At 67.2% G+C, this 23,660-nt stretch carries 17 protein-coding genes and 1 pseudogene; 8 read left to right on the forward strand and 10 right to left on the reverse strand.

The features are described from left to right. The first annotated feature begins 17 nt into the window (after positions 1–17). From HRJ34_RS24830 to HRJ34_RS24840, 3 genes are all read left to right on the forward strand, one after another. A complete protein-coding gene (locus HRJ34_RS24830; RefSeq protein WP_226948938.1) occupies positions 18–2,252 on the forward strand; it encodes a TonB-dependent receptor in 2,235 nt (744 codons plus the stop codon). 1 nt (position 2,253) lies between these two features. Then, a complete protein-coding gene (locus tag HRJ34_RS24835) occupies positions 2,254–3,504 on the forward strand; it encodes an MFS transporter (RefSeq protein WP_208632745.1) in 1,251 nt (416 codons plus the stop codon). 91 nt (positions 3,505–3,595) lie between these two features. Continuing rightward, on the forward strand, positions 3,596–5,899 hold the full coding sequence (locus tag HRJ34_RS24840) for a PAS domain S-box protein (RefSeq protein ID WP_208632746.1): 2,304 nt from the start codon (positions 3,596–3,598) through the stop codon (positions 5,897–5,899). A gap of 40 nt (positions 5,900–5,939) precedes the next feature. Here HRJ34_RS24840 and HRJ34_RS29580 read toward each other — a convergent pair whose 3' ends face one another. The 4 genes and pseudogenes from HRJ34_RS29580 to HRJ34_RS24855 all read right to left on the reverse strand — a co-directional run bounded on the left by HRJ34_RS29580 (position 5,940) and on the right by HRJ34_RS24855 (position 8,935). Next, positions 5,940–6,470, reverse strand: a complete 531-nt coding sequence (locus HRJ34_RS29580; protein ID WP_319025632.1) for a PfkB family carbohydrate kinase — start codon at positions 6,468–6,470, stop codon at positions 5,940–5,942. 104 nt (positions 6,471–6,574) lie between these two features. Then, positions 6,575–6,976 (reverse strand): annotated as a pseudogene (locus tag HRJ34_RS29585) (PfkB family carbohydrate kinase); the annotation flags it as partial. Continuing rightward, positions 6,957–7,853 carry an SDR family oxidoreductase gene (locus HRJ34_RS24850; protein WP_208632747.1) on the reverse strand — a complete coding sequence of 299 codons (897 nt, stop codon included), beginning with the start codon at positions 7,851–7,853 and terminating at the stop codon, positions 6,957–6,959. The gene HRJ34_RS24850 and the pseudogene HRJ34_RS29585, both read right to left, overlap by 20 nt. Further along, positions 7,850–8,935, reverse strand: a complete 1,086-nt coding sequence (locus HRJ34_RS24855) for a DUF819 family protein (protein WP_264319407.1) — start codon at positions 8,933–8,935, stop codon at positions 7,850–7,852. The genes HRJ34_RS24850 and HRJ34_RS24855 overlap by 4 nt, the downstream gene beginning before the upstream one ends. Before the next feature lie 204 nt (positions 8,936–9,139). On the opposite strand from HRJ34_RS24855, the gene HRJ34_RS24860 reads away from it, so the two are divergent. Genes HRJ34_RS24860 through HRJ34_RS24870 form a run of 3 tightly spaced genes read left to right on the forward strand, consistent with a single transcriptional unit; the run spans position 9,140 to position 12,183 of the window. Further along, the gene (locus tag HRJ34_RS24860) at positions 9,140–10,714 is read left to right on the forward strand and encodes a phytoene desaturase family protein (RefSeq protein ID WP_029993311.1); all 1,575 of its coding nucleotides are present in this window, start codon (positions 9,140–9,142) and stop codon (positions 10,712–10,714) included. Between the two features lie 19 nt (positions 10,715–10,733). After that, positions 10,734–11,888: a nitrilase-related carbon-nitrogen hydrolase gene (locus tag HRJ34_RS24865; RefSeq protein ID WP_011952536.1), complete on the forward strand. Its 1,155-nt coding sequence runs from the start codon at positions 10,734–10,736 to the stop codon at positions 11,886–11,888. Positions 11,889–11,898: 10 nt separating this feature from the next. Then, on the forward strand, positions 11,899–12,183 hold the full coding sequence (locus HRJ34_RS24870; protein WP_208632748.1) for a hypothetical protein: 285 nt from the start codon (positions 11,899–11,901) through the stop codon (positions 12,181–12,183). A gap of 84 nt (positions 12,184–12,267) precedes the next feature. Here the strand turns inward: HRJ34_RS24870 and manD are convergent, their stop codons facing one another. After that, complete coding sequence (gene manD, locus HRJ34_RS24875; RefSeq protein WP_208632749.1) at positions 12,268–13,476, reverse strand: D-mannonate dehydratase ManD; 1,209 nt, start codon at positions 13,474–13,476, stop codon at positions 12,268–12,270. A 127-nt stretch (positions 13,477–13,603) separates the two neighbouring features. On the opposite strand from manD, the gene gcvA reads away from it, so the two are divergent. Next, positions 13,604–14,521, forward strand: coding sequence for a transcriptional regulator GcvA (gene gcvA, locus HRJ34_RS24880; RefSeq protein WP_011952533.1), 918 nt, complete (start codon positions 13,604–13,606; stop codon positions 14,519–14,521). Here gcvA and HRJ34_RS24885 read toward each other — a convergent pair. Genes HRJ34_RS24885 through HRJ34_RS24895 form a run of 3 tightly spaced genes read right to left on the reverse strand, consistent with a single transcriptional unit; the run spans position 14,493 to position 18,720 of the window. Next, a complete protein-coding gene (locus HRJ34_RS24885; RefSeq protein ID WP_011952532.1) occupies positions 14,493–15,977 on the reverse strand; it encodes an aldehyde dehydrogenase family protein in 1,485 nt (494 codons plus the stop codon). The two genes, gcvA and HRJ34_RS24885, sit on opposite strands and share 29 nt — an antisense overlap. Beyond that, positions 15,974–17,080: a histidinol-phosphate transaminase gene (gene hisC / locus HRJ34_RS24890; protein WP_208632750.1), complete on the reverse strand. Its 1,107-nt coding sequence runs from the start codon at positions 17,078–17,080 to the stop codon at positions 15,974–15,976. Before hisC ends, HRJ34_RS24885 begins: the two co-directional genes overlap by 4 nt. A 2-nt stretch (positions 17,081–17,082) precedes the next feature. Then, the gene (locus tag HRJ34_RS24895) at positions 17,083–18,720 is read right to left on the reverse strand and encodes a thiamine pyrophosphate-dependent enzyme (protein ID WP_226948736.1); all 1,638 of its coding nucleotides are present in this window, start codon (positions 18,718–18,720) and stop codon (positions 17,083–17,085) included. 319 nt (positions 18,721–19,039) lie between these two features. On the opposite strand from HRJ34_RS24895, the gene HRJ34_RS24900 reads away from it, so the two are divergent. Further along, entirely contained in the window at positions 19,040–21,343 is a 2,304-nt protein-coding gene (locus HRJ34_RS24900) for a TonB-dependent receptor (RefSeq protein WP_226948939.1), read from the forward strand. Positions 21,344–21,445: 102 nt separating this feature from the next. On the opposite strand, the gene HRJ34_RS24905 is transcribed toward HRJ34_RS24900, so the two are convergent. Next, positions 21,446–22,462 (reverse strand): aromatic ring-hydroxylating dioxygenase subunit alpha, encoded by a 1,017-nt coding sequence (locus tag HRJ34_RS24905; RefSeq protein WP_208632751.1) that lies wholly within the window; start codon positions 22,460–22,462, stop codon positions 21,446–21,448. Continuing rightward, positions 22,463–23,536 carry an aromatic ring-hydroxylating dioxygenase subunit alpha gene (locus tag HRJ34_RS24910; protein ID WP_011952527.1) on the reverse strand — a complete coding sequence of 358 codons (1,074 nt, stop codon included), beginning with the start codon at positions 23,534–23,536 and terminating at the stop codon, positions 22,463–22,465. Between the last annotated feature and the right edge of the window lie 124 nt (positions 23,537–23,660).

The following is a 23,660-nucleotide window of genomic DNA, read 5'->3' on the forward strand; positions in this document are numbered from 1 at the left end:
ACCGGAAATGCGGGGCGATGGGATTTCAAGGCAAGCGCTACGGATCACGGCCGGCCACGCAGCGCCAGCCCAGGACGGCCCGCCTGGCCACCCTGGCGATGGCGCTGCTGCCGGCCGCCGCCGCCGCCGAAGCCGTGGGCGAAGGGGCCGGGAACGGCCTGCCCGATATCGTCGTCTCGGCCCAGAAGCGCAGCGAAAACGTCCAGCGGGTGCCGATCTCGATCCAGAGCTTCGACAGCCAGGCGCTCGACAGGCTGGGCGCCGGGCAGTTGACCGACCTCGACGCGATGGCGCCCTCGCTCTCCTTCGGCGACGGCAACGAGCAGGGCCGGACCGGCATCCGCGGCATCATCGATTATTCGCGCAACGCGGGCTATGATTCGCGCGTGGGCCTCTATGTCGACGGGGTCTATTACAGCCGTTCCTGGATGACGCCGCTCACCCTGCTGGGCATCCGCCAGGTCGACGTGCTGCGGGGGCCGCAGGGCACGCTGTTCGGCAAGAACACCGATGCCGGCGTGCTCTCGATCACCACGATCCAGCCCTCCGCGCAGCCGAACGGCGAGATCAAGGCGGAGGTCGGCAATTTCGGCTATTGGCGCGTCGCCGGGCGGGGCAATGCGCCTTTGGGCCCGAAGGTCAGCCTGCAACTGGCCGGCAGCCATGCGGAGAGCACCGGCTATTACCGCAATGTCCTGCTGGGCAAGCACAATAGCGGCGTGAATGCCGACATGATCCGCGCGCAGCTCCGCTTCCAGCCGAGCGACGACCTCGACGTGACGCTGGCCGCCGACTATGCCGCCGACGACAATTCCACCCTCCACTACACCTATGTCCCGCCTGCCGGGACCGATCCGTTCGCCTTCGCCTCCTATTGGGACGACCGCGCGACGCGGCGGACGGGGGGCGCTTCGCTGACCGTGCGCAAGGACGTCGCCGGCGGCTTCCAGATCACCTCGATCACGGCCTACCGATCGGGCCACCAGTTCCTGTACTTCAACAACGAGACCGGGCCGGTCCCCTATCTGACGACCGGCCTGATCCAATATGCCGACCAGTTTTCGCAGGAGGTGCGGATCGCCTCGCCGCGCACCGAAAACCATGATTTCGTCGCGGGCCTCTATTATTTCTGGGGGAACAACAAGGATCGGCAGTCGCTGGCCGCCGGATCGGGGCTGGGCGCGCTCGGCCTCGGCGGCCTGATCGGCAAGGCCTCCCTGACCCGCACCTCGGTCAGCACCGGCTCGGTGGCCGGCTTCTTCCAGGCGAGCTTCCGCCCGGTCCCGATGATCGAGCTCTTCGTCGGCGCGCGCCTGACCTATGAGAGGAAGAAGCTCAACGACATCACGACGAACGACCCCACGGGTTTCATCGCCATCCCGATCACCGGCTATCGCGACCGTTTCTCCGACAGTTTCCTGACGCCGAAGGGGGGCATCAACCTGCACCTCGGACCCGATCTCGTCCTGTTCGGCACGATCGGGCGCGGGGTCAAGAGCGGCGGCTGGAACGTCGAGGGGACGACCGCGTCGACCTTCGCCGCCGGCATCCGGTTCCGGCCCGAGACCGTGACCAGCTATGAAGCCGGGTTGAAGAGCGAGTTCCTCGATCGCCGGGCGCGCCTCAACATCACCGGCTTCTACCAGAGGTTCGAGGACTTCCAGGTCTTCACCTTCGTCAACACGGTGGTGGCCGGCCGCACCGTCCAGGCCACCAGCCTGTCGAACGTCGGCAAGGTCACGTCGAAGGGCGTAGAGATCGATCTCGCGCTGATCCCGGTCGAAGGGCTCACCCTGTCCGCCAACTACACCTACAACAAGAGCGCCTACGACCATTATCCCGGCGGCGGAGGCATGGTCGGCACGACGATCCTCGACGCCGACGGCGTCCAGACCCCCTATGCGCCCACCCACAAGGCCTATCTCGCCGCGGACTATGAGACGCCGCTCGCGAAGGGCGGCCCGCTGCTCTTCGCGCATGTCGGCTACAGCGTTCAATCCTCCGAGAATTTCGATCCGAAGGTGGTGAATCCCACCGTCGGCAGCGCCTATTTCATCAAGGGCTACGGACTGGCCGACGCGCGGCTGGGCATCGGTTTCGCCGGCGGGCGCTGGCGAGCCTCTCTCTGGAGCCGGAATCTGTTCGACAAGCGCTATGTCCGTTTCGCCACCCGAACCGTGCTGCTCCGCGCGCCCGCCATTCTCTATGGGGAGCCGCGAAGCTATGGCGTGACGCTCAGCGCCACTTTCTGACATGACGACGGGCAAGCGCCGCATCTTCCCCGGCTGGCTGCTGGTCGGGGCCGTGATGATCGCGCTGATGCTGTGCGGGATCACGATCGTCGTCAGCACATTCGGTATCTTCACCGCCCATTGGACGCGGTCGTTCGGCTGGAGCCAGGGCGCCATGGCGGGCAGCCTGTCGACCTTCCTGCTGTCGACCACGCTCGCGGTTCCGGTGGTCGGCGTGGCCGTCGACCGCTTCGGATCGCGCCGCACCGCGATCTGCGGCGTGATCGCCTTCGCGGCCCTGCTGTCCGCAGCCGCGCCGCTGGTCCGCTCGCTGCCGCTGCTGTTCCTCTTTTACGCGCTGCTCGGGCTGGTCGGCGCCTTCACCAATCCGATCGTCTATATCAAGGCGCTCTCGGTCTGGTTCGATCGCCGGCGCGGCCTGGCGCTCGGCATCGCCGTGGCGGGCCAGGGGCTCGGCGCCGCCGTGCTTCCGCCCGTCGTGCAATATGTGAGCGAGGCGGCGGGGTGGCGCGGCGCCTTCCACCTGCTGTCCGCCGGCCTGATCCTGCTGGTCCTGCCGCTGGTCCTGCTGTTCGTGCGCGACGATCCCGGCGAGCTGGGCGTGTCTCCCGACGGCGGCGGTCGGCCGGGTCCGGCGGAGGGCGACGCGGCGGGGCTGACCCTGGCGGAGGCACGACGGACCAGCGCCTTCTGGATCATCCTGATCGTCTTCGCGCTGTTCGGCCTCGTCAACTATGCGCTGAGCGGCCATTTCGTCTATCTGATGCTCCAGCGCGGCGTCGGCACCTTGCCGCAGATCGCGATGCTGCTGTCGATCGCGGGAGCCTCCATGATCGGCGGGCGCCTGCTGTTCGGCTGGCTGTTCGATCATTTTCCGCTGCCGCTGGTCGGCGCGGTCGGCGTCCTGTGCGCCGTCGCCGCGCTCGCCCTGCTGCTCGGCATCGCCGCGATCGGCCCGGCGGCCTTCGCGATGAGCGTGCTGATGGGCGTCGCGATGGGGGCCGAAACCGATCTCCTCTCGCTGCTCGTCAGCCGCTATTTCGGCCAGCTCGCGATTTCGCGCATCTATAGCTGGCAGAATGTCAGCTTCCTGATCGGCGCCGCCAGCGGACCTCCGCTGTTCGCGCTGCTGCTCGCGCGATTTTCCGATCCGACCGTCCCGGTGCTCGCGCTCATCGCCCTGTGCGTGCTGTCGGTGCTGCTTCTGCTCTTGCTGGAGAAGCCCGCTTATGCCCGGAGCGCGCCGGCATGATCTGCAACCATATTGAACAAATGGCCTTGGTTTACGGCGATTGGCGGGTATGACGCAGATCGGGCGAGACGATAATCGGGGACATCGGGATATGCGGGATGATGGGATCGCCGCGCGATACCGCCAACTCGTCGACATGTCGCCCGACGCGATCTTCCTCGTCGAGGATGGGACGATGTGCCTGGCCAACCCGGCCGGGCTCGCGCTGCTGCAGGCATCTTGCATCGAGGATGTCGCGGGCCGCCCGATCGAGGCGCTTTTCCGGGCCGGGGCTGGAGATGGCCAGCCGACATGGCTCGCGGGGCTGTTGCGGGAAGCGGGATCGGCATCGGGTGAGGCGGTTCTGTGCACGCTCGACGGCGGCGGCGTGCCGGTCGAGGTGCGCGCCCTGTCCTATCTCGACGAAGGCAGGCTGGTCGTGCAGGCCTCCTGCCGCGATATCTCTGGTGCCGACATCGAATTGCGCGACAGCCTGGCGCGCTTCCATGCGATAGCCCGCGCCACCGGCGACGTGGTGTGGGACTGGGACCTCGCGACGGACAACCTCTGGTGGAACGACAATTTCCAGTTCCTGTTCGGATATGGCGCCAGGGAGATCGAGCCGACCATCATTTCCTGGACCAGCCGGATTCATCCCGACGATCATGACCGCGTGATCGCGAATATCCATGCGGCGATCGACGGCAGCGGGAAGACGTGGAGCGACGAATATCGCTTCCGGCGCAAGGACGGCAGCTATGCCGAGATATTCGATCGGGGCCAGGTGCTGCGCGATCCGTCGGGACGCGGCGCGCGCATGGTCGGCACGATGCAGGACATCACCCGGCGCAAGCAGACGGAAGATGCCCTGCGGGAGAAATCGGCGCTGCTCGAGGCGGTGGTCGAAAGCGCGGTCACCGGCATTCTCGTGGTCAATCCCAACGGCGAGAAGCTGATCCACAACCAGCGGCTGTACGAGCTGTTCAGGATTCCGCCGGAGATCGCCAATGATCCGCGCGTCGCGCCCCAGTTCGAATTCGCGACCACCCAGGCGAAGGATCCGGCCGCCTGGATCGGCAGGGCGGCGTCGCTTGCCGCGCGCCCCGAAGCGATCGAGCGCTTCGAGATCGAGCTGGTCGATGGGCGGATATTGGACAGCTACACCGCCCCCGTGCACGACAAGGAGGGGCGTCGCTACGGACGGGCCTGGATCTTCGAGGACATCACCGAGCGCCGCCGCGACGCGCATCGGCTGCGCCAGGCCGAGCGCGTCGAGGCGGTCGGCACCTTTGCCGCGGGCATCGCGCATGACCTCGGCAACATGCTCGTCCCGATCATCGTCACGGCCGAGCGGATCGCCGGCGGGGTCGCCGACCCGGAAGGCAAGGCCCGGATCATCCTGAGCGCGGCCGACCAGGCCAAGACGCTGGTCGAGCAGATCCTGGACTTCACCGGCCAGCGGCGCATGGTGCGGGAGCCGATCGACCTGTGCGCGCCGGTATCGCGCGCGATCGAACTGCTGGCCTCGACCATGCCCGAGGGCATCGTGGTCGAGCGGAGGTTCCCGGCCCGGCCGGCGATGATTTCCGGCGACGCCACGCAGATGCTGCGGCTGACGCTCAACCTGTGCAGGAATGCCGTCCAGGCCATGGCGGAGGCTCCGTCGAACCGGCCCGCGCGGCTGATCATCCGCGTCGAGGAGGGCCAAGTCGACGCCGCCTTCGCGCACGCGCATCCGCCGCTGCCGGCCGGCCCCGCCATGATCCTCGGCGTCGAGGACGATGGACCCGGCATGGACGCCGCCACGCTGGAGCGGATCTTCGAACCCTTCTTCTCGACCAAGGGGGCGAAGGGGACCGGCCTCGGCCTCGCGCTGGTCCAGAGCATCGCGGCGCAGCATGACGGTGCCGTCACCGTCGACAGCGCGCCGGGGGCCGGCACCACCTTCCGCATATGGCTGCCGAAGGCGCCGCCATCGATCGCCGCCGAACCCGCCGTGCCGCTGCCGCGGACCGGCGCGGCCAGGAACATCCTGGTGGTCGACGACCGGCCCGAGATCGCCAGGACGCTCGTCGAGCTGCTCGAGGCGGCCGGCCATATGGCCGAGGCGATCGACGACCCGTTCGCCGCCCGCGACCGGATCGCCATGCTGCCCGGCCGCTTCGACCTCGTCATCACCGACTATCACATGCCGGGCATGACCGGCGCCGACCTGGTCGCGGGCGTCCGCTTCGCCTGCCCGGACCTGCCGTTCATCCTGACCAGCGGCCAGATGCCGCCGATCGACCCCGATCTCGCCGCCAGCTTCGTCGCCTTCCTCCCCAAGCCCTTCACCGCGAAGGCGCTGTACGAGGCTTGCACCCTCGCGCTCGGGGAAACGGTGGCGGCCATGAAGGACGGGAAGTTCGATCTTTAGGGATTGACGGGCCGATCAGGCGAACCGGTGCCATGACCGTTCAACGCCGAACGTCGAGCCTCGCGTCGAGAAAGGCTTCGAGGTCCGACATGTCGGCGAGGCTGGCGTCGCCCGGGATGCTGTGCTTGAGGCAGAACAGGGCGAGCCCCCATTCGGCCGCGCGGGCGATGTCATGGGACGGGCCCAGGCCCGCGAGGACCCCCGCCGCCAGCGCGTCGCCCGTGCCGATCCGGTCGACGACGTTCGACAGCGTCTTTTCCGGACTGGTCGCCGCCGCATCGCGGCCATCGACCTTCACGGAGACCGACAAGCGGTCTGCGGCGGACATGGCGCGCCGGCTCGACGCAATCACCTTCAGCTTCGGGAACAGGGCGAAAGCGCGGGCCACCAGCCGTCGCTCGTCCTCCGGGTGGCCGGCAAAAGCCTCATCGGTCAGCAGTGCGATGTCATGGGCATTGGCGAACAGGACGTCGGCTTCGCTTGCCAGGGCGCGCAGCAGGGGCGGGGCCGCCTCGGGCGAGCGCCACAGGCTCGGCCGGAAATTGACGTCGAACGAGACCGGAATACCCAATTCTCCGCGGTCGCCGCAGCGCGCCGTGCCGCGGCGGCCGGGCCGGCTCCCAAAGCCGGGGTGATGCCGGAGAGATGCAGGCGCCCGGCGCCCCGCAACAGCGTCGGCCAGTCGAACCGATCCGCATCCGCCCGGGCGAAGCTGCTGTCGTTCCTGTCGTAGATCACCTGTCCCGGCCGGAAGCCCGCGCCGGAATCCAGGAAATAGAGACCCATTCTGCCCGCGGTCCGGAGCACGCCCGAACAGTCGATCCCCATGCCCCGCACCGCGGCGAGCGCGGCGTCGCCGAGCCTGTTCCGGGGCAGCGCGGTGACGATCGCCGCCGGCCGCCCCAGCGACGCCAGGCCCGCGGCGACGTTCGCCTCCGCTCCGCCGAAACAGCTGTCGAGGCCAGGCCGCTGGAGAAGGAGCCCCCGGTCCGGGGCGGAGAGCCGCAGCAGCAGCTCTCCAAAGACCACGCACCGTCCCGCCGCCTCCTCGGGGCCGCTATCGTCGTTCCTCGGCATCTGGTTCGCTGCCCGTCCTCGGCGGATGCTCTTCGCCGGAAATCCACCAGTCGACGTCCGCGGCCTCGCGCAGGAAGCGCAGCCGGTCGCCGTCGTCGCCGCGCCACAGCGTGGCGAGCACGCCGCTGGCCAGCGGGTCGGCGGGCCAGCGCAGCTGGTCGGTCCGCGAGGCCGCGATGCGCACGATGAGATCGGCCACCGTCCGTGGAGAATCCTGCCGGTCCGCTCCGCTCAGCGCCGCTTCCCGCTGCGCATCGATCAGGGGCCGATAAGGCGAGTCCCCGGCGGCGGGCTGGGCCGCCGCGAGGCCCGCCAGCATGTTGGTCGCGTAGCTGCCCGGTTCGACGAGCGCGACGCGGACATTCCAACGCGCCACTTCCTGGCTGACCGCTTCGGTCAGTCCTTCGAGCGCGAATTTGCTGGCGCTGTAGGCGGCATCACCCGCCCGCGCGGCGAGCCCGGACAGCGAGCTGATGTTGACGATCGTTCCGCTGCGCTGGCGGCGCATCACGGGCAACACGGCCTTCATCAGCAGCGCGGCGCCGAAGAAATTGGTCTCCATCACCAGCCTCAGCCCGGCCTCGTCGATGTCCTCGAACGCCCCGGCGGGAAGCATGCCGGCATTGTTGACGAGGACGTCGATGCGGCCGTGGCGACCGACCACGCCGTCGACGAAACCGGCGAAGCTGGCGGATCGGGTGACGTCGAGCGGCTCGATCAGGATGTCGAGCGCGCGCGCTTCGGCTTCGGCCCGCAGCGTGGCGGCGCGCTGCGGATCGCGCACCGTCGCGACGACCGTGTCGCCGGCGGCCGCGAAGGCGAGCGCGGTCTCGAGCCCGATGCCGCTCGAGCATCCCGTGACGACGACGACCCTCATCGCAGCAGCATCGCCACGCCGAGGCCGATGAAGGTGGCGATCGCCTTGCCGAAGATCGCGCACATGATCCCCGGCGTGACCAGCTCGTTCCAGCCGCGCGCCGAAGCGATCGCGGCGGTCGGCGCCGGCCCCATCACCGCGGCGGCCGAACCGATCACCGCGTCGGCGAGGTCGATCCGCAGCAGCTTCGCGGCGCCGAGCAGCACCACGAAATGGATGGCGAGCATCAGCGTGGCGTAGAGCACCAGCAGCAAGGCCTCCCCGTTGAAGATGTTCGCATTGGTGATCATGCCGACGCAGGCGAAGAACATGTACATCACGAACATGCCGACGTCGAAGTCGAGGGTCAGTCGGCGAATCCGGCCGGGCACGAGATTGGCGACGATCAGGCTGAGGACGGAGATCACGACGATCCTGTAGTCGTGCCAGCCCATCGCATCGGCGAAGAGCGACCCGATCGACGAGATGGCGAAGCCGAGCGTGATCAGGCCGGCCAGTTCGGCCGCGCGATAGGATTTCGGCTGGGCTTCGATGACCAGGTCGGTGCTGTCGACCTCGTTGACGTCGAACTTGGTCGGGATGAAGCGGCGCAGGATCGCCAGCGACGGCAAGGTGATCAGCAACAGCAGCGCGGCGATGCTCACCGGGCTGCTCGCGCCCATCGCCAGCGTGAACTCGGCGGGCGTCATGTGGACGGCCTGGCTGACCGCGACGAAGCTGACCGTGCCGCCGATCCAGCCGCCGGTATAGACGCCGGCCACCTTGGCGCCGATCGGTCCCATGGGGATCAGGTGGAAGCCGACGATCGCGCCCACCACGACCGCGAAGCTCGCGATCAGGAAGGCCACCATCACCCGGCCCGATTCGCGGATGATGCGCCGCAGGTCGGCGCGCAGCAGCAGCAGCGGGATCGCCATCGGCACGAGATGGCTGAAGGTGAAGTCGTAGACCGGTGCCTCGAACGGCACCACGCCGAGATTGGACAGGAGCAGGCCGCCGACGATGATCCACAGCGCGCCCGACGTGCGGCGGCCGAAGGCGGTGCCGTCGAGCCAGAAGCCCATGGCGGTGAGCCCGAACATCACGGCGCAAAGGCTCAGACTGTCGTCCGGATTGATGAGCGGCATTTTCCATCCATGCTGGGCGGGCTTGTTCGACCGTCAGCATGCACGGCCGTCCGGATCGGGCAACGGCATTCGCTCTAATCCAAGCGATCAATAAGCCTAATTTCTACCGCGCGCTCCCGGTCCCTACAGATGGCGGCAAGTTGAACCGGAGAAGATCGCATGTCCGACTTCGATGTCGTCATTGCCGGCGGAGGCGTGAACGCGCTGGCCTGCGCCGCCACCCTTGCCCGCTGGAACCTGTCGGTCTGCGTCGTCGAGCGTAACGCCAATGTCGGCGGCGGCGCGATCACCGAGGAGGTGACGCTGCCCGGCTTCAAGCACGACCTCTACGGTTCCTCGCACGTCTGGATCCAGTGCAACGAGGATTTCAAGGCGATCCAGCCGGACCTCGAGCGCTACGGCCTGAAATATATCGAGCCGAAGGACCACATCACCGGCCATCCCGACCGCAACGGCGGGCCGGGGATCGTCATCCACAAGGACATCGACCGGACCTGCGACTCCATCGCCGCCTATTCGCGCGCGGACGCCGCCCGCTATCGCCGGGTCTATGAGGATTTCGAGCAGGTCCGCGAAGGCTTCGTCAAGGCGTTCTTCTCGCCCCCTGCGCCGCCGTCGGCGCTGCCGCGCGCGCTGGAGACCAACGAGCCGGGCCTGCGGCGGCTGCGCGAATTCTCGATGTCGGCGCGCGCCTGGGTCGAGACCAATTTCGAGAACGACTTCATCAAGGCGGTGATGCTGAACTGGGCGCTGGCCCCGCAGATCCTTCCCGACCAGGAAGGCGCCGGCCAGTCCTTCTACATCATGATCCCGGCGATCCATTATTATGGCCAGGCGATCCCCGAGGGCGGCAGCATGGAGCTGCCCAAGGCGATGGCGCGCTATGTCGAGGCGCATGGCGGCAAGGTGCTGACCAACGCATCGGTCAGCGAGATCATCGTCGAGAACGGCCGCGCCGCGGGCCTCCGCCTGGAGGACGGGCGGACGGTGCGCGGGCGGCGCGCGACCGTGTCGGCGCTCGACCCGAAGCAGACCTTCCTGCGGTTGCTGGGCGAGGACAGGCTGAACCCCGATTTCGCGGCGATGGTGAAGGGCTATTCCTTCGGCAAGATATCGATCTGCCGCGCGCAGCTCGCGCTCGCCGAAGAACCGCGCTTCCTGAACGGGGAGGCGATGAGCGCCGCTCCCTTCCACCGGATCGTCGATTCGATGGAGCAGATGACCCGTTTCTATGCCGAGATCGCGATGGGCATACCGCCGAGCGATCCGTTCCTCTGGTCCGCCTGCTGGACGAAGCTCGACCCGAGCCGCGCGCCCGAGGGCAAGCATACGCTGATCTTCGACACCTATGTCTCCAACTGGCTCGCGGACGGGCGGACCTGGGACGACATCGCCGAGGACTATTATGCGAAGACCCTGCTGCCCAAGCTGCAGCAATATGCGCCGAACATCGCCGGCGACGTGATCCTGGGCAAATATCTCCAGCATCGCGGCACGCTGGAGACCGCCAATCTCAGCTTCGTGGAAGGCACCACCAACGGCGGCGAGCGGATCGCCGCGCAGCTCGGCTCCTTCCGCCCCTTCCCCGGATATGCGCATTATCGCGCGCCTGTCCGCGATCTCTACATGACCGGTCCGCACTGCCATCCCGGCGGTGCCATCTCGGCGATGGGAACGATCACGGCCCGGGTGATGCTCGACGACATGGGCATCGCTCCGGCCGACTTCTGGTGACGAACGTCGGAGACAGCATATGACAGCGAAGAAGATCGACAAATACACCGCCCTGGTGATGCAGCCCCATGTCGAGGTCGCCGAGGATCGCGCGGGCATCGCCAAGAACCTCGACCGCGCGATCAACATGATCGATTTCGGGGTCGGCTATTTCTGGGAGCTTCCGGCCAGGCTGGTCGTGTTCCCCGAATATTTCATGCAGGGCGTCACCACGCCGGGCAAGGGCGAGCACGGCATCGACAGCTTCATGAAGAAGGCGATCGAGCTCGACGGCCCGGAGATGCGGCGGCTGGGCGAGGTCGCGAAGGAATATAATCTCTACATCGCCGGCGGCGGCGTGGTCGAGCGGGTCAAGGAGTTCCCCGACCGCTGGTTCAACACCGCCTTCATCATCGGGCCGTCGGGCGAGGTGGTGCTGCGCTATCACAAGTGGCACATCCCCGCCTCGATCGGCCTCGGCACGTCGCCCCACGACATCTTCGACGAATATAAGGAAGTGTTCGGCGGCGACATCTCGACGCTCTTCCCGGTGATCGACACCGAGATCGGCAAGCTCGGCACGATGACCTGCCATGACGGCTGCACGCCCGAGGTGTCGCGCGCGCTGGGCTATAACGGCGTCGAGGTGATCTGCCATCCGGTGGCGCTCCAGGAGGTCGAGGGCGTGTCGCAGCCCTGGGACTTCTGGATGTTCACCCGGCGCACCCGCGCGCACGACAACATGGCCTATGTGCTCGGCTCCAACTGGGGCACGGTCGACTATGCCTATTATCCCAAGGCCTTCTGCCCCGGCGGCTCGTTCGCGATCGACTATACCGGCATGGTGCAGCGCCACGCGCCCTATCCGCAGGAGCAGGTGCTCGGCGTGACGATCGACATCGAGTCGCTTCGCGAGCATCGGTCGCGCTGCAACCACAATACCTGGGTCGACGTCCGCACCGAGGGTTTCCGGCAGATCTACGAGAAGCCGATCTATCCGGCGAACCAGTTCCCGTCGGGCAAGCCGCCGCGCACGCTGGCGGACAAGATGGGGCCGGTGCGCGAGGTCTTCTCCGATCTCTACGGCCGCGGCCAGTTCACGCCGCCCGCCGGCAAGAGCGTCGCCGACATGGCGGACCTTCACGAGCAGCGCGTCCGTGCCGCCCAGGCGCGCGGCACCCTGCGCAAGGGCTGAGGAGGCCGCGATGCGCGTAACCAGCTCGCTCGCCGACATCGATTTCGAGGTCGGCGAGCTTCGGGTGGAGGCCGGCGAACTGGTCGTCGAGAGCGGGGCGGCCAGCACGATCGCCACCACCGTGCGGCTCGATCCGGCCGAAGGGCGGCGAATCCTCGGCCTGCTGATCTTCAGCGGCGCGACCTGGCGCTTTCTCGCCTCGATGCTGTTCGCGGGAAGGAAGACGTCCGGCGCGTCGGCCAGCAGCGCCTGGGAGGAACGCCGTCAGCGGACCGGGTTGAACAAACCCTGGTAGGGCCGGAACGCCTGGGCCGGGCACTGCCCGGGCGGATCGGCCTATCGTGCGGCAGGGATCTTCTGATCCCTGCCGCCTTTTTGTTCACCAGTGCCAGAGGGTGCCGTCCTCGAGCCGGTTCACCGGCAGGGAACATGGCTTGTAGGGATATTTCGCGGCCAGCTTCTCGTCGATCTCGACGCCATGGCCGGGCACGTCGCCCGGCGTCATGTATCCCGACGCGAAGCTGTAGGCGTGCGGGAAGACGGCGTCGGTGGCCTCGGTGTGCCGCATATATTCCTGCACGCCGAAATTGGGGACCCAGATGTCGAAATGGAGGGCCGCCCCCATGCAGACGGGCGAGAGATCGGTGGCGCCGTGGCAGCCCGTCCGGACCTGATAGAGCGCCGCCAGGTCGGCGATCCGGCGCAGATGGCTGATGCCCCCGGCATGGACCACGGTGGCGCGGATATAGTCGATCAGCTGGTTCTGGATCAGGTCCCTGGCATCCCAGATCGTGTTGAACACCTCGCCCACCGCCAGCGGGGTGACGGTGTGCTGGCGGATCAGCCGGAACGCCTCCTGGTTCTCGGCCGGGGTGGCGTCCTCCATCCAGAACAGCCGGTAGGGCTCCAGCGACTTGCCCAGCCGTCCCGCCTCGATCGGCGTCAGCCGGTGGTGGACGTCGTGCAGCAGATGATGATCGAAGCCGAAGCGATCGCGCAGCCGATCGAACAGCTTCGGGACATGGTCGAGATATTTCTCGGTCGACCAGATATTCTCGGTCGGCAGCGCGGCGTCGGCCGGTTCATAATACATCTTGTCCGACGAGACGCCGTAGGTGGAGGCGAGGCCGGGAACGCCGGTCTGGGCGCGGATCGCCCGGTAGCCCATCTCGATATAGCGGGCGACCTCGTCGGTGGTCTCCTCGATATCGCGGCCGTTGGCGTGGCCATAGACCATCACGCCGTCGCGGCTGCGGCCGCCGAGCAGCTGGTAGAGCGGCAGGCCGGCGGCCTTGGCCTTGATGTCCCACAAGGCGGTGTCGACGGCGGCGATCGCGCTCATCGTCACCGGGCCCCGGCGCCAATAGGCGCCCCGGTACAGATAGTTCCAGATGTCCTCGATCCGATGCGCATCGCGTCCGATCAGGCACGGGATGACATGGTCGGTCAGGTAGGACGCGACGGCCAGTTCGCGGCCGTTCAGCGTCGCGTCACCAATCCCGGTCAATCCTTCATCGGTCTCGATCTTGAGCGTGACAAAGTTGCGATCGGGACAGGTGACAATGACGCGGGCACCTGTAATCTTCACCGCTACCTCCTTTTCATGGCAGTTCCACCCAAATGTATCCGCCGCCGCCGACACGCCCACAAATGGTAGGAACTGATCGCAGCCATGAGTTCGTCTCATCCCTTGCCTACGAAGCGGAGATCCGGTCGTGAGCCGTAAGCTTCCCCCCTTGCTGGGTCTGCGCGTCTTCGAATGCGTCGCCCGGCATCTGAGCTTCACCCGCGCGGCCGATGAGCTTTGCGTCACCCAGGCGGCGGTGAGCCATCAGATCAAGGCGCTCGAGGAATGGATGGGGGGGCCGCTGTTCCAGCGGCTGAGCCGCACGATCAAGCTGACCGAACTGGGCGAGAGCCTGGTCGCGCCGATCGGCCAGGCGCTCGACATCATGGCCGACGCGACCGGCCGGGCGCTCGACCGCGACCAGAACGTGCCGCTCACCGTCGGCGTGTTCGATTCCTTCTCCTCGGCCTGGATCATCCCCCGGCTGGCGCGCTTCCGGGAGCGCTTTCCCGCGGTCGACGTGCGCTTCATCGCCAAGCGGCAGGAGGACGATGCGCTGTCCAGCGGCGACGCCGACATCGAGATCCGCTTCGGCAACGGAAGCTGGCCCAATTTCCAGGTCGAACGCCTGTTGACCGAAAGCGTGCTGCCGGTGTGCAGCCCGGCGCTGATCGAGCGGCATGGAGCGCCCGGGAGCCTGGCGGACGCCCCGCGCTTCCCGCTGCTCCACGACGTGTTCAGCATCGACTGGAGCGAGTTCCTGCAATATTTCGGCGTGCGCGGCGCGAACGTCCACCGCGGCTTCGGCTTCAGCCATTCGCATCTGGTGAAGCAGGCGTGCATCGACGGCCAGGGGATCGCCCTGGGCCGCTGGCCGCTGGTCGCCGAGGATCTGGAATCGGGCGCGCTGGTGCGTCCCTTCCCGGAGGTGCTGGCGCTCGATTCCGCTTATTACATCGTCTGCCGCAAGGCGGTTTCGGACGAGGCGAACATCAAGGCGTTCGCCTATTGGCTGCTAGACGAGGCCGAGCTGTTCGTCAGTCAGCACGGAGCATCACCGACTTGAACTCGGTGAAGGCTTCGAGCCCGGCCCATCCGTGCTCGCGCCCGATGCCCGACTGCTTCATCCCGCCGATCGGCATGGCCAGCTCCGGGATGCCGTGGCTGTTGACCCAGACGATGCCGGCGCGGACGTCGGCGGCGACCCGATGGGCGCGGCCCACGTCGCGCGTCCAGATGCTCGCCGCCAGCCCGTAGCTGCTGTCGTTGGCCAGCCGCACGGCCTCCGCCTCGTCGTCGAACGGCTGGACCGCCAGCACGGGGCCGAACACTTCGCCCTGCACCAGCTCGCTGTCCTGGCGGCAGCCGGTCACGATCGTCGGCGGGTAGAAGAAGCCGGGGCCGTCGATCGGCGCGCCGCCGGTCACGACGGCGGCGCCGGCTTCGCGCGCGCGCCGGACGAAGCCGTCGACGCCGGCCCGGTGGCGATCGCTGATCAGCGGTCCCATCTGGGTCAGCGAGTCGAAGCCCGGACCGATCCGCATCCGTCCGGCGATGTCCGCCAGCCGCTCCACCAGCGCGGCCTCGATCGACCGTTCGACATAGACGCGCGATCCCGCGACGCAGACCTGGCCGGCATTGCCGAAGATCGCGTCGGCGGCGCCCGCCGCCGCGCGATCGAGATCGGCATCGGCGAAGATCAGCACCGGCGACTTGCCCCCCAGTTCGAGCGAGAGCCGCTTGAGGTCTCCGCTGGCGTCGGCCATCAGCCGCCGCCCCACCGCCGTCGAGCCGGTGAAGGATATCTTGTCGATGCCGGGATGGCGCGCCAGCGCGCTGCCGACCGTCGCGCCAGTGCCGGGAAGCACCTGCACGACGCCTTCCGGGACCCCGGCCTCCAGGGCCAGCGCCGCGAGATGGAGCGTCGTGAAGGGGGTCAGCTCGGACGGCTTCAGGATCGCGCAGCAGCCGGCCGCCAGAGCGGGCGCCAGCTTCCAGGCCGCGATCACCAGCGGCCCGTTCCAGGGCGTGATGAGACCCGCGACCCCGACCGGCTCGTGGCGGCCATAGCCGAGGAAGCTCTGCCCCGGCACCGACGGATCGAAGGTGCCGCCGTCGATCTTGGTGACCCAGCCGGCATAATAGCGGAACGTCTCGGCGGCCGCGGCGACCTCGCCGTGCAACGCCGCTCCGAACGGCTTGCCGCCGTTGAGCGTCTCAAGCTCGGCCAGGAATTGCGCATCCCGTTCGATCAGCTCGGCGATCCGCCAGAGGATGCGCTGTCGCTCGGCGGGGGTTCTGCCGCGCCAGCGCCGATCGTCGAAGGCCGCGCGGGCCGCCGCCACCGCGCGATCGACCGCGTCCGCATCGGCGTCATGCGCCGTTCCGCAGGACCGGCCCGTCGACGGATCGAGGATGTCCGCCGGGGCCGTCTGCCCTTCCTCCCACCGGCCGCCGACCAGATAGGGTCGCGGCCGGGCCAGGAAATCGAGCGTCGCGGCCGATGGCGCGGCGGTGCTCATGCCCCGACGAACTCGGTCAGGGCGGCGATGACGCGGTCGTTCTGCTCGGGGCGGCCCACGGTGATCCGGAGAACCTCCGCCGGTCCGCCGGCATTGACCGGCCGGGGGATGATGCCCCGCGCCTCGAGATGGCGGGCCGCGCCATCCGGCGTCAGGCCGTTCGGGAAGCGGAGCAGGTAGAAGTTCGCGACCGACGGAATGAAGCGCATCCCGACCTTCTCCACCCGTTCGGCGATCCGGGCCAGCTCGGTCTTGTTCTCGTGGCGGACCATCTCGGCATGGTCGGTGTCGCACACCGCCGCTTCGGCCGCGGCCAGGGCCGCGGCATTGACGTTGAACGGGGTGCGGATCCGCTGCACCGAATCGATGACCTCCTCGGGCGCGTACATCCAGCCGATCCGGAGCCCGGCCAGCCCGTAGAGCTTCGAGAAGGTGCGCGTCATGACGACGTTGCCCTGGCGCTGGACGAGCCCGTCGCCGGCCTCGAAATCGGGCTCGTCGACATAGTCCGCATAGGCGCCGTCGATCAGCAGCAGCACGTCGGACGGCAGGCTGCGATGCAGGCGGAGCAGCTCCTCGCGGGGGATATATTGCCCGATCGGATTGTTCGGGCTGGCGAGGATGACGAGCTTGGTCCGCGGCGACACCGCCGCCAGGATCGCGTCGGCGTCCGGGCGCATCCCGGCTTCGGGCGCGGTGACGACATTGGCGCCCTGGGCGATGGCGTGGACGAAGGCCATGGCGAAGCTGTTCTGGCTGATCACGACGTCGTCGCCCTGGCCGACATAGGCGCGGATGATGAGCTGGATCAGCTCGTCGGAGCCGTTGCCGCACAGGATCAGGTCGGGATCGAGCCCATGCACGCGGCCGATCGCCGCCCGCAGCGCCGCCTGCGAGCCGTCGGGATAGAGCGCCAGCCGCGCCCCGCAGTCCCGATAGGCCGCGATCGCCTTCTCGCTGGGACCGATCATCGACTCGTTCGACGAGAGCTTCAGCGGCTGGGCCACGTCGTCGAGCTTCGCCTTGCCCTGGCGATAGGGCGCGAGCGAGCGGATCGAGGCCAGCGGCACGGGCCTGCGCGTGTCCGTGCGATCGTCGATCATGATCACGCTTCCTCCCCCTGGGTCTCGAAGGCCGGCGGCCGGATGATGAAGGGCCACGGCGACGCCATGTCGCCGCAGGGCACTTCGATCAGGGCCGGCTCGTTGCGTTCGAGCGCGGCGGACACCGCCCGCCGCAGGCTTTCCGGATCATAGACCCGTTCGGCGCGGATGCCGAAGCTTTCCGCGAACTTCACGAAGTCGGGGTTCTTCAGGTCGGACGCGATCAGGCGGCCGCCGAACCATTCGCGCTGCTGGCGCTGCACGTTCTGGAACTTGTTGTTGTTGAACAGCACGGTCACCAGCGCGATGCCATGCTGCGCGGCGGTCGCCATCTCGTTGGCGGTGAACAGGAAGCCGCCGTCGCCGGCGATGTTGACCACCGCCTTGTCCGGATGCGCGGCCTTGACGCCCAGGGCCGTGGCATAGCCATAGCCCAGCGTGCCCTGATAGCCGCAGGTGATCAGGTGGCGCGGCTCATAGACCGGAAAGGCGTACCAGGAGGTGTAGCCGACCTGGGTGATCTCATCGACGAAATAGCCGTCTTCGGGCAGCGCCGCCCGGATCGCCGCGAGATAGGAGGCCTGCGGCTGGACCCGATCCTCGATATCGCCGCGGACGCGGGCGGCCAGGTCGCGCAGCTCGTCCTCGCGCGAGGCGCGGCGATCGAGCAGGCCCGACAGCTTCGCCACCAGCGCCGGCACCGCGTCGGCGGCATCGGCGTGGATCGCCACGGCCGGCGCCGCGATCCGGTCGATCTCCTCCTGGTCGATGTCGATGCGGATCACCTTCATGTGATCGGGCACCTTCCAATAGAGATATTGCTGCTCCATGCGGCTGCCGAGGCCGATGACGACGTCCGCCTGCTTCCACAGCTCATAGCCCGCGGGGAACATCTGCGACAGCGGCGAACGGTCCGAGATGACGCCCCGGCCGCTGCGGAAGCTGACCACCGGCGCCTGCAGCATCGCCGCCAGTTCCTGAAGCGCTTCCCCGGCCGCGATCGCGCCGCCGCCGGCGATGATCAGCGGATTGCGCGCGGTGCTGAGCAGCTTGGCCGCACGCAGGATGGCGTCGTCGTCGAGCGCCGGCCCGCGATCGATCTCCGCCTTGGGCAGCAGCGCGACGTCGGCCGAAGCGCCCATGACGTCCATCGGCATCTCGAGGCTCACCGGGCGCGGCCGGCCGCTGCCCATCTGCCGATAGGCCTCGTTGACCAGGGCCGGGGCGGCATCGGGCGTCATCGCCCGGTCGGCCCATTTGGTCAGCGTGCGCATCGTGGCGAGCTGATCGGGCAGTTCGTGCAGATAGCCGATGCCCTTGCCGATTCCGGCGCTGGGGATCTGCCCGGTCAGGCAGAGCACGGGCGCGTTGGTCGCATAGGCGGAGCAGAGCGCGGCCGTGGTGTTGAGCACGCCGGGGCCGGGGACGACGGTATAGACGCCGGGCTTGCCGGTGGACCGCGCATAGCCGAACGCCATATAGGCGGCCCCTTGCTCATGCCGGGTGCCGAACAGGCGAAGCTTGTCGCCCGCCTTGTGCATGGCGTCGAAGAAATGGTCGAGCTGGCCACCCGGCAGCCCGAAAATCGTATCGGTCCCATTCGCCAATATCTGGCCGAGAAGCGCCTGTGCGCCCGTCATCGTCATCGTCGATCCTACCTGGATTGCCCTGTGGTGATCACCCACAGTCCGGCAGTTGAGCGAAACGTACAATTGAATGAAACTTCTGGCGGGGATTAGCCGCTTTGATGGGCAGGCTTCGGCTTGAATAAGGCAAGGTAATCGCAGCGATCATTATCTCTCAGTTGATCGCGGTCGGCCCCCACACTGATATTTCGTGACGGAAATACGAAACTGCGGTGACCGAGCATAGAGCTTCCAGCGGACGACAGGCTGGGACGGAAGGCCCGCAATTTCCGAACACAAAGGGGCAGGATCGATGATGTTTTCCTCGAAGCTGATGTTGAGTGCCACGACCGCACTGGCTCTTCTTCCCTCCGCCGGCGCGCTTGCGCAGAAGGCCGGCCCCGCTGCCGTCGAAGCCGCCCCGGCCGAAGCGGCGCCGCGGACGTCCGACGCGGAGATCGTCGTCACCGCGCAACGCCGCCAGCAGCGGCTTCTGGACGTTCCGATCAGCGTGTCGGCCTTCTCGGCATCGATGATCGAAAAGGCCCACATCACGGAGGCCAAGGACTATCTGGCGCTGGCCCCGAACATCAGCTTCACCGAAGATGGAGAGAAGGGCAACCGCTCGATCAACATCGCGATCCGCGGCGTCAGCAACGTCGACCTCGGCGAACAGTCGACCCAGCAGTCGATCGGCTATTATATCGACGAGCTGAGCACCGGCTCGTCCGCCAACGGCACGCTCAACCCGCAGCTCCTCGACATCGAGCGGATCGAGGTGCTGCGCGGTCCGCAGGGCACCTATTTCGGCCGCAACGCCTCGGGCGGCGCGATCAACATCACCACCAAGAAGCCGACCGACTCGCTTTATGCCGAGGGCGGCCTCGAATATGGCCGTTTCGACACGCAGAAGGTCTACGGCATCTTCAACGCGCCGCTGGCCTCCAACCTGTTCTTCCGCGGTCTCGCCTCCTATGAGAAGAGCGACGGCCTCATCCGCAACCTTGATCCGCGCGGGACGCCGAACAGCGGCTACAAGAATCTCCACCTTCGGGGCGCCGTGCGCTTCGTCCCGACCGAGAATCTGACCTGGGATCTGTCGGTCGACTATGCGCGCGACCGCAACGGCATGGATGCGACCGTGCCGTCGGGCGTGCTCGACCTCGATACCAAGAGCATCTTCGGATCGGATTTCCAGGCGATCGACGAAGGCGAGGGCTTCTATCCCGCCAACCAGCGCAACGTCCGCCACAACACCCGCGAATGGAACAACAACAGCGCGACGATCATCAACAACCGGCTGACCTGGAAGGGTGACGATTTCTCGATCCACTCGATCACCGGCTATATCGACAGCAGCAACAGCCGTCAGTTCGACCAGGACAATATCTCGGTCGACGCCCTCTATCGCCACAACCGCAACAGCGGACGGTCCTTCAGCCAGGAACTGCGCGTCCAGTCGGAAGGGACGACGGCGATCGAATGGGTGGTGGGCGGCCTGTACGCCAATGACCGCATCCGCCAGTTCAACAGCATCCGCGCCGGCACGGAAACCAGCTACACCTATCCCGATGGCACGGTGATCGGCCTGCTGCCGCCGATCCCGCCGGAGTTCCGGGTCAACGAGAACAACAAGATCTTCAAGACGGAAAGCATCGCGGCCTTCGCCGATGCGACCTGGCATGTCTCGTCGAAGGTCGACCTCGTCGCCGGCGGCCGCTACACGCACGACAAGATATCGAACCGCAACTTCGGCGTGGTGGCGTTCGAATCCCCGGTTCCGGACATCGCGGGAAGCAAGAGCTTCTCGGACTTCTCGCCGCGCCTGCTCGCGCGCTTCAAGTTCAACCGCGACAACAATGTCTACGCCTCGGTGTCCAAGGGATACAAGGCCGGCGGCATCGACATCAATTCGGGGTTCGCTTCGCCGTTCAGGCCCGAGACCCTCTGGAACTACGAAGTCGGCCTGAAGGGCGACCTGCTCGATCATAGCGTGCAATATGGCCTGTCCTTCTTCTACCTGAAGTGGAAGGACCTGCAGGTCCAGACGAACTATCTCGCCATTCCGGGCGACATCAGTTCCGCGACCGAACTGACGCTGAATGCGGCGCGGGCGACCAACAAGGGTTTCGAGTTCGACGTCCACGCCCGGCTTTCGTCGACCCTGCGCTGGAACGCCGCGTTCGGCTACCTCGACAGCACGTTCAAGAGCTTCCCCGACGCGGTCCTGGCGGGCGGCAACCAGGTCGACCTGACGGGCTATCGCCTGCCGAAGACGCCGCGCTACACGATCAGCACGTCGCTCGACTATGACGCGGAAGTGGCCGACGGCGTCAGCCTCTACCTGCATCCGGAGATCAACTTCCGCTCGGCGGCGCCCGGAGACCTGGAAGGCGTCGCGGCGGTTCCGCTGGCCCTTCCGAGCTTCCCCTATCAGCCCAAGGCCTATGCCGTCGTGAACATGTTCGGCGGCGTCCGCTTCGGCCGGTTCGAGATCGGCGGATATGTCAACAACCTGTTCAAGGAAGACTATTACACCGGCACCGCCGACAATTTCGGCCTGGGCGGCATCCGCCTCCGTCCGCACCCCCGGACGTTCGGCGCGACCGCCAAGGTGAAGTTCGGCGCCGACGGATGACGGACAGGGGCCGGGCTCATGCGCTTCATGAGCCCGGCCCCATCGGCAGCCGGTGAATGTCGACGGGCGTGGCTGATCCCACGCCCGTATTTTCTTGACGGGCTATGCCTCTTCTTCGGCCCGGCGGAGCTGGGTGAGGATGCGGCGGGCGTGGATCGCGGCGCCGTCGCCGCGGAACAGCGCGGGCTTGAGGTCGAGCAGGTCCGCTTCGCCGGTCACGAGCTGCTGCGCCTCGATCATCGGCTTGTCCTCGGTCCGGAAAGCCCGCTCCAGCCCCTCGCGCAGGCGCCTGTCCCGCTCGGGATCGTCCGGCCCATAGGGGCGCGTCGCGGCCCAGAAATAATGGCAGGTCGTGCTGGTCTCCGGGGTGATGAAGTGCATGTTGAAGGTTTCGCGCGGCGCCTTTTCCGGGCCCGCCGGGTCGACGCCGACGGTGAGCAGCATCAGCGCGGGCGCGTTCCACCGGACCGACAGCGATCGCGTCACCGGCCTGCCGTCGGTCTGGAAGCTGCCTTCGAGGAACGGCGGGAGGATCTCGTCGTGCACGGTCCGGCCGGAATAGACCGTCTCTCCCTCGACGCGCGCCTGGACCTTGGCGTCGCGAATCTTCTCGGTGCCCAGCGTGTCGGCATGCAGGAACTCGATATGGCTGAGGTCCATGATGTTGTCGGTCATCAGCTCGAAATGCGCGGCCGTCCACATATAGCCGTATTGCGGACGCATGGCCGGCCGGTCGAGCAGCGAGAAGTCGGGGATCGCGACCGTGTCGCGCAGCGCCGGGTCGCCCATCCAGATCCAGACCAGCCCGTGCCGTTCCTCGACCGGAAAGGAGCGGACGTCGAGGCTGCGCGTCACCGTTCCCTGCGGGTTGGCGACGCATTTCCCGGCGCCGTCATAGGCCAGGCCATGATAGCCGCAGACGAGCCGGTCGCCTTCGCAATGGCCGCGCGACAGGGGAACGAACCGGTGCGGGCACCGATCGAACAGCGCCGCCACCGCCCCCGACCGCTCGCGATAGAGCACGACGGGAAACGAGCAGATGCGGCGTCCGACCGGGCCGTCGGCGATCTCCGTCGACAGGGCGGCCACATACCATAGGTTGCGGATGTCCTTGCTCATCTAGGCCTCGGCAGCTTCGTCGGCGGCCATGCGCATGACGATGCGGCGGAACCGGACGGCGGCCTCGTCGGCGCGGACGCTGGCGTCGGGAGTCGCGGCGCCCATCTCGTCATAGCTTTGCTGGATCGATTCGATCGCCAGCTTGTCGGTCAGGAACACGTTCCAGACATTCCGGTTCTGCGCCTCCAGCGCTTCGCCTTCCGGCCGCACCCCGTAGTCGCTCGCCGAGGCGGTGAAATAATGGCAGCTCCGCTCGGTCTCCGGCGTGATGCCGAACGGCGCGTGGCGGGTGCAGGCCGGCCGTTCGGGATCGTCGGGGAATTCGAAGATGTTGGTGTTGATGTTCAGCGCCGGGATGAAGGTCTTGGCGATGAGCTGGCGGTTGACCCGGGTCCCCTCCTCGAGGCCGAACTGGCGCGCATAGGGGCCGGAGACCGTCTCGGTCAGCCTGCGGGTCATGGTGATGACGTTGCCGTCGATCTCGGTCGTCGCCGGGGTCTCGGCGATGGTGCCGGAGTCGAACATGCCTTCGTGGAGGAAGGTGATGTGCGACACGTCGAGCAGATTCTCGTGGAGCAGCTGGAAACTGCCGCCGATGTCCATGCGGAAGCGCTGGATCTTGTAGAAGCCGTCATCCTCGCCGAGGCCGAAGGTCGAATGGTCGGGGATGAGGCTCTCGTCGGCGGCGTCGGGATCGCCCATCCATATCCATATCCAGCGCCAGCGCTCCGCCAGCGGATAGGAACGGGTCGCCATCGCCCGGGGGACGGCCTTTTGCGAGGGGACCCGCCGGCAATGGCCGTCGGGCCCGAATTCCATGCCGTGGTAGATGCACTGGATGCGGTCCCCCTCGACCCGCTTGCCGTGCGACAGCGCCACGGCGCGGTGTGGGCAATAATCGGCCAGCGCGACCGGATCGCCCGCCTCGGTGCGATAGAAGACGATGCGATCGCCGAGGATGCGGCGGGACATCGGCCGCTCGCCGACCTCGTCCGAGAAGGCGCAGACATACCAGGCGTTGCGCGGCGCGGGCAGGGTGCCGGGATAATAGGGCTGTACGGCGTCTCGGGACATGGACTCTCTCCAGAACGGGTGACCGCGACTCTTCCGGCTATAATTCTTTTAATAAGGAATTTATAGTGGAAGCGCCTCTTCGCAACAAGCGGGAAAAGCCTGTGTCACGGTGGAAATTTCACGA

This window comes from Rhizorhabdus wittichii, assembly GCF_017607425.1.
Lineage (GTDB): Bacteria > Pseudomonadota > Alphaproteobacteria > Sphingomonadales > Sphingomonadaceae > Rhizorhabdus > Rhizorhabdus wittichii.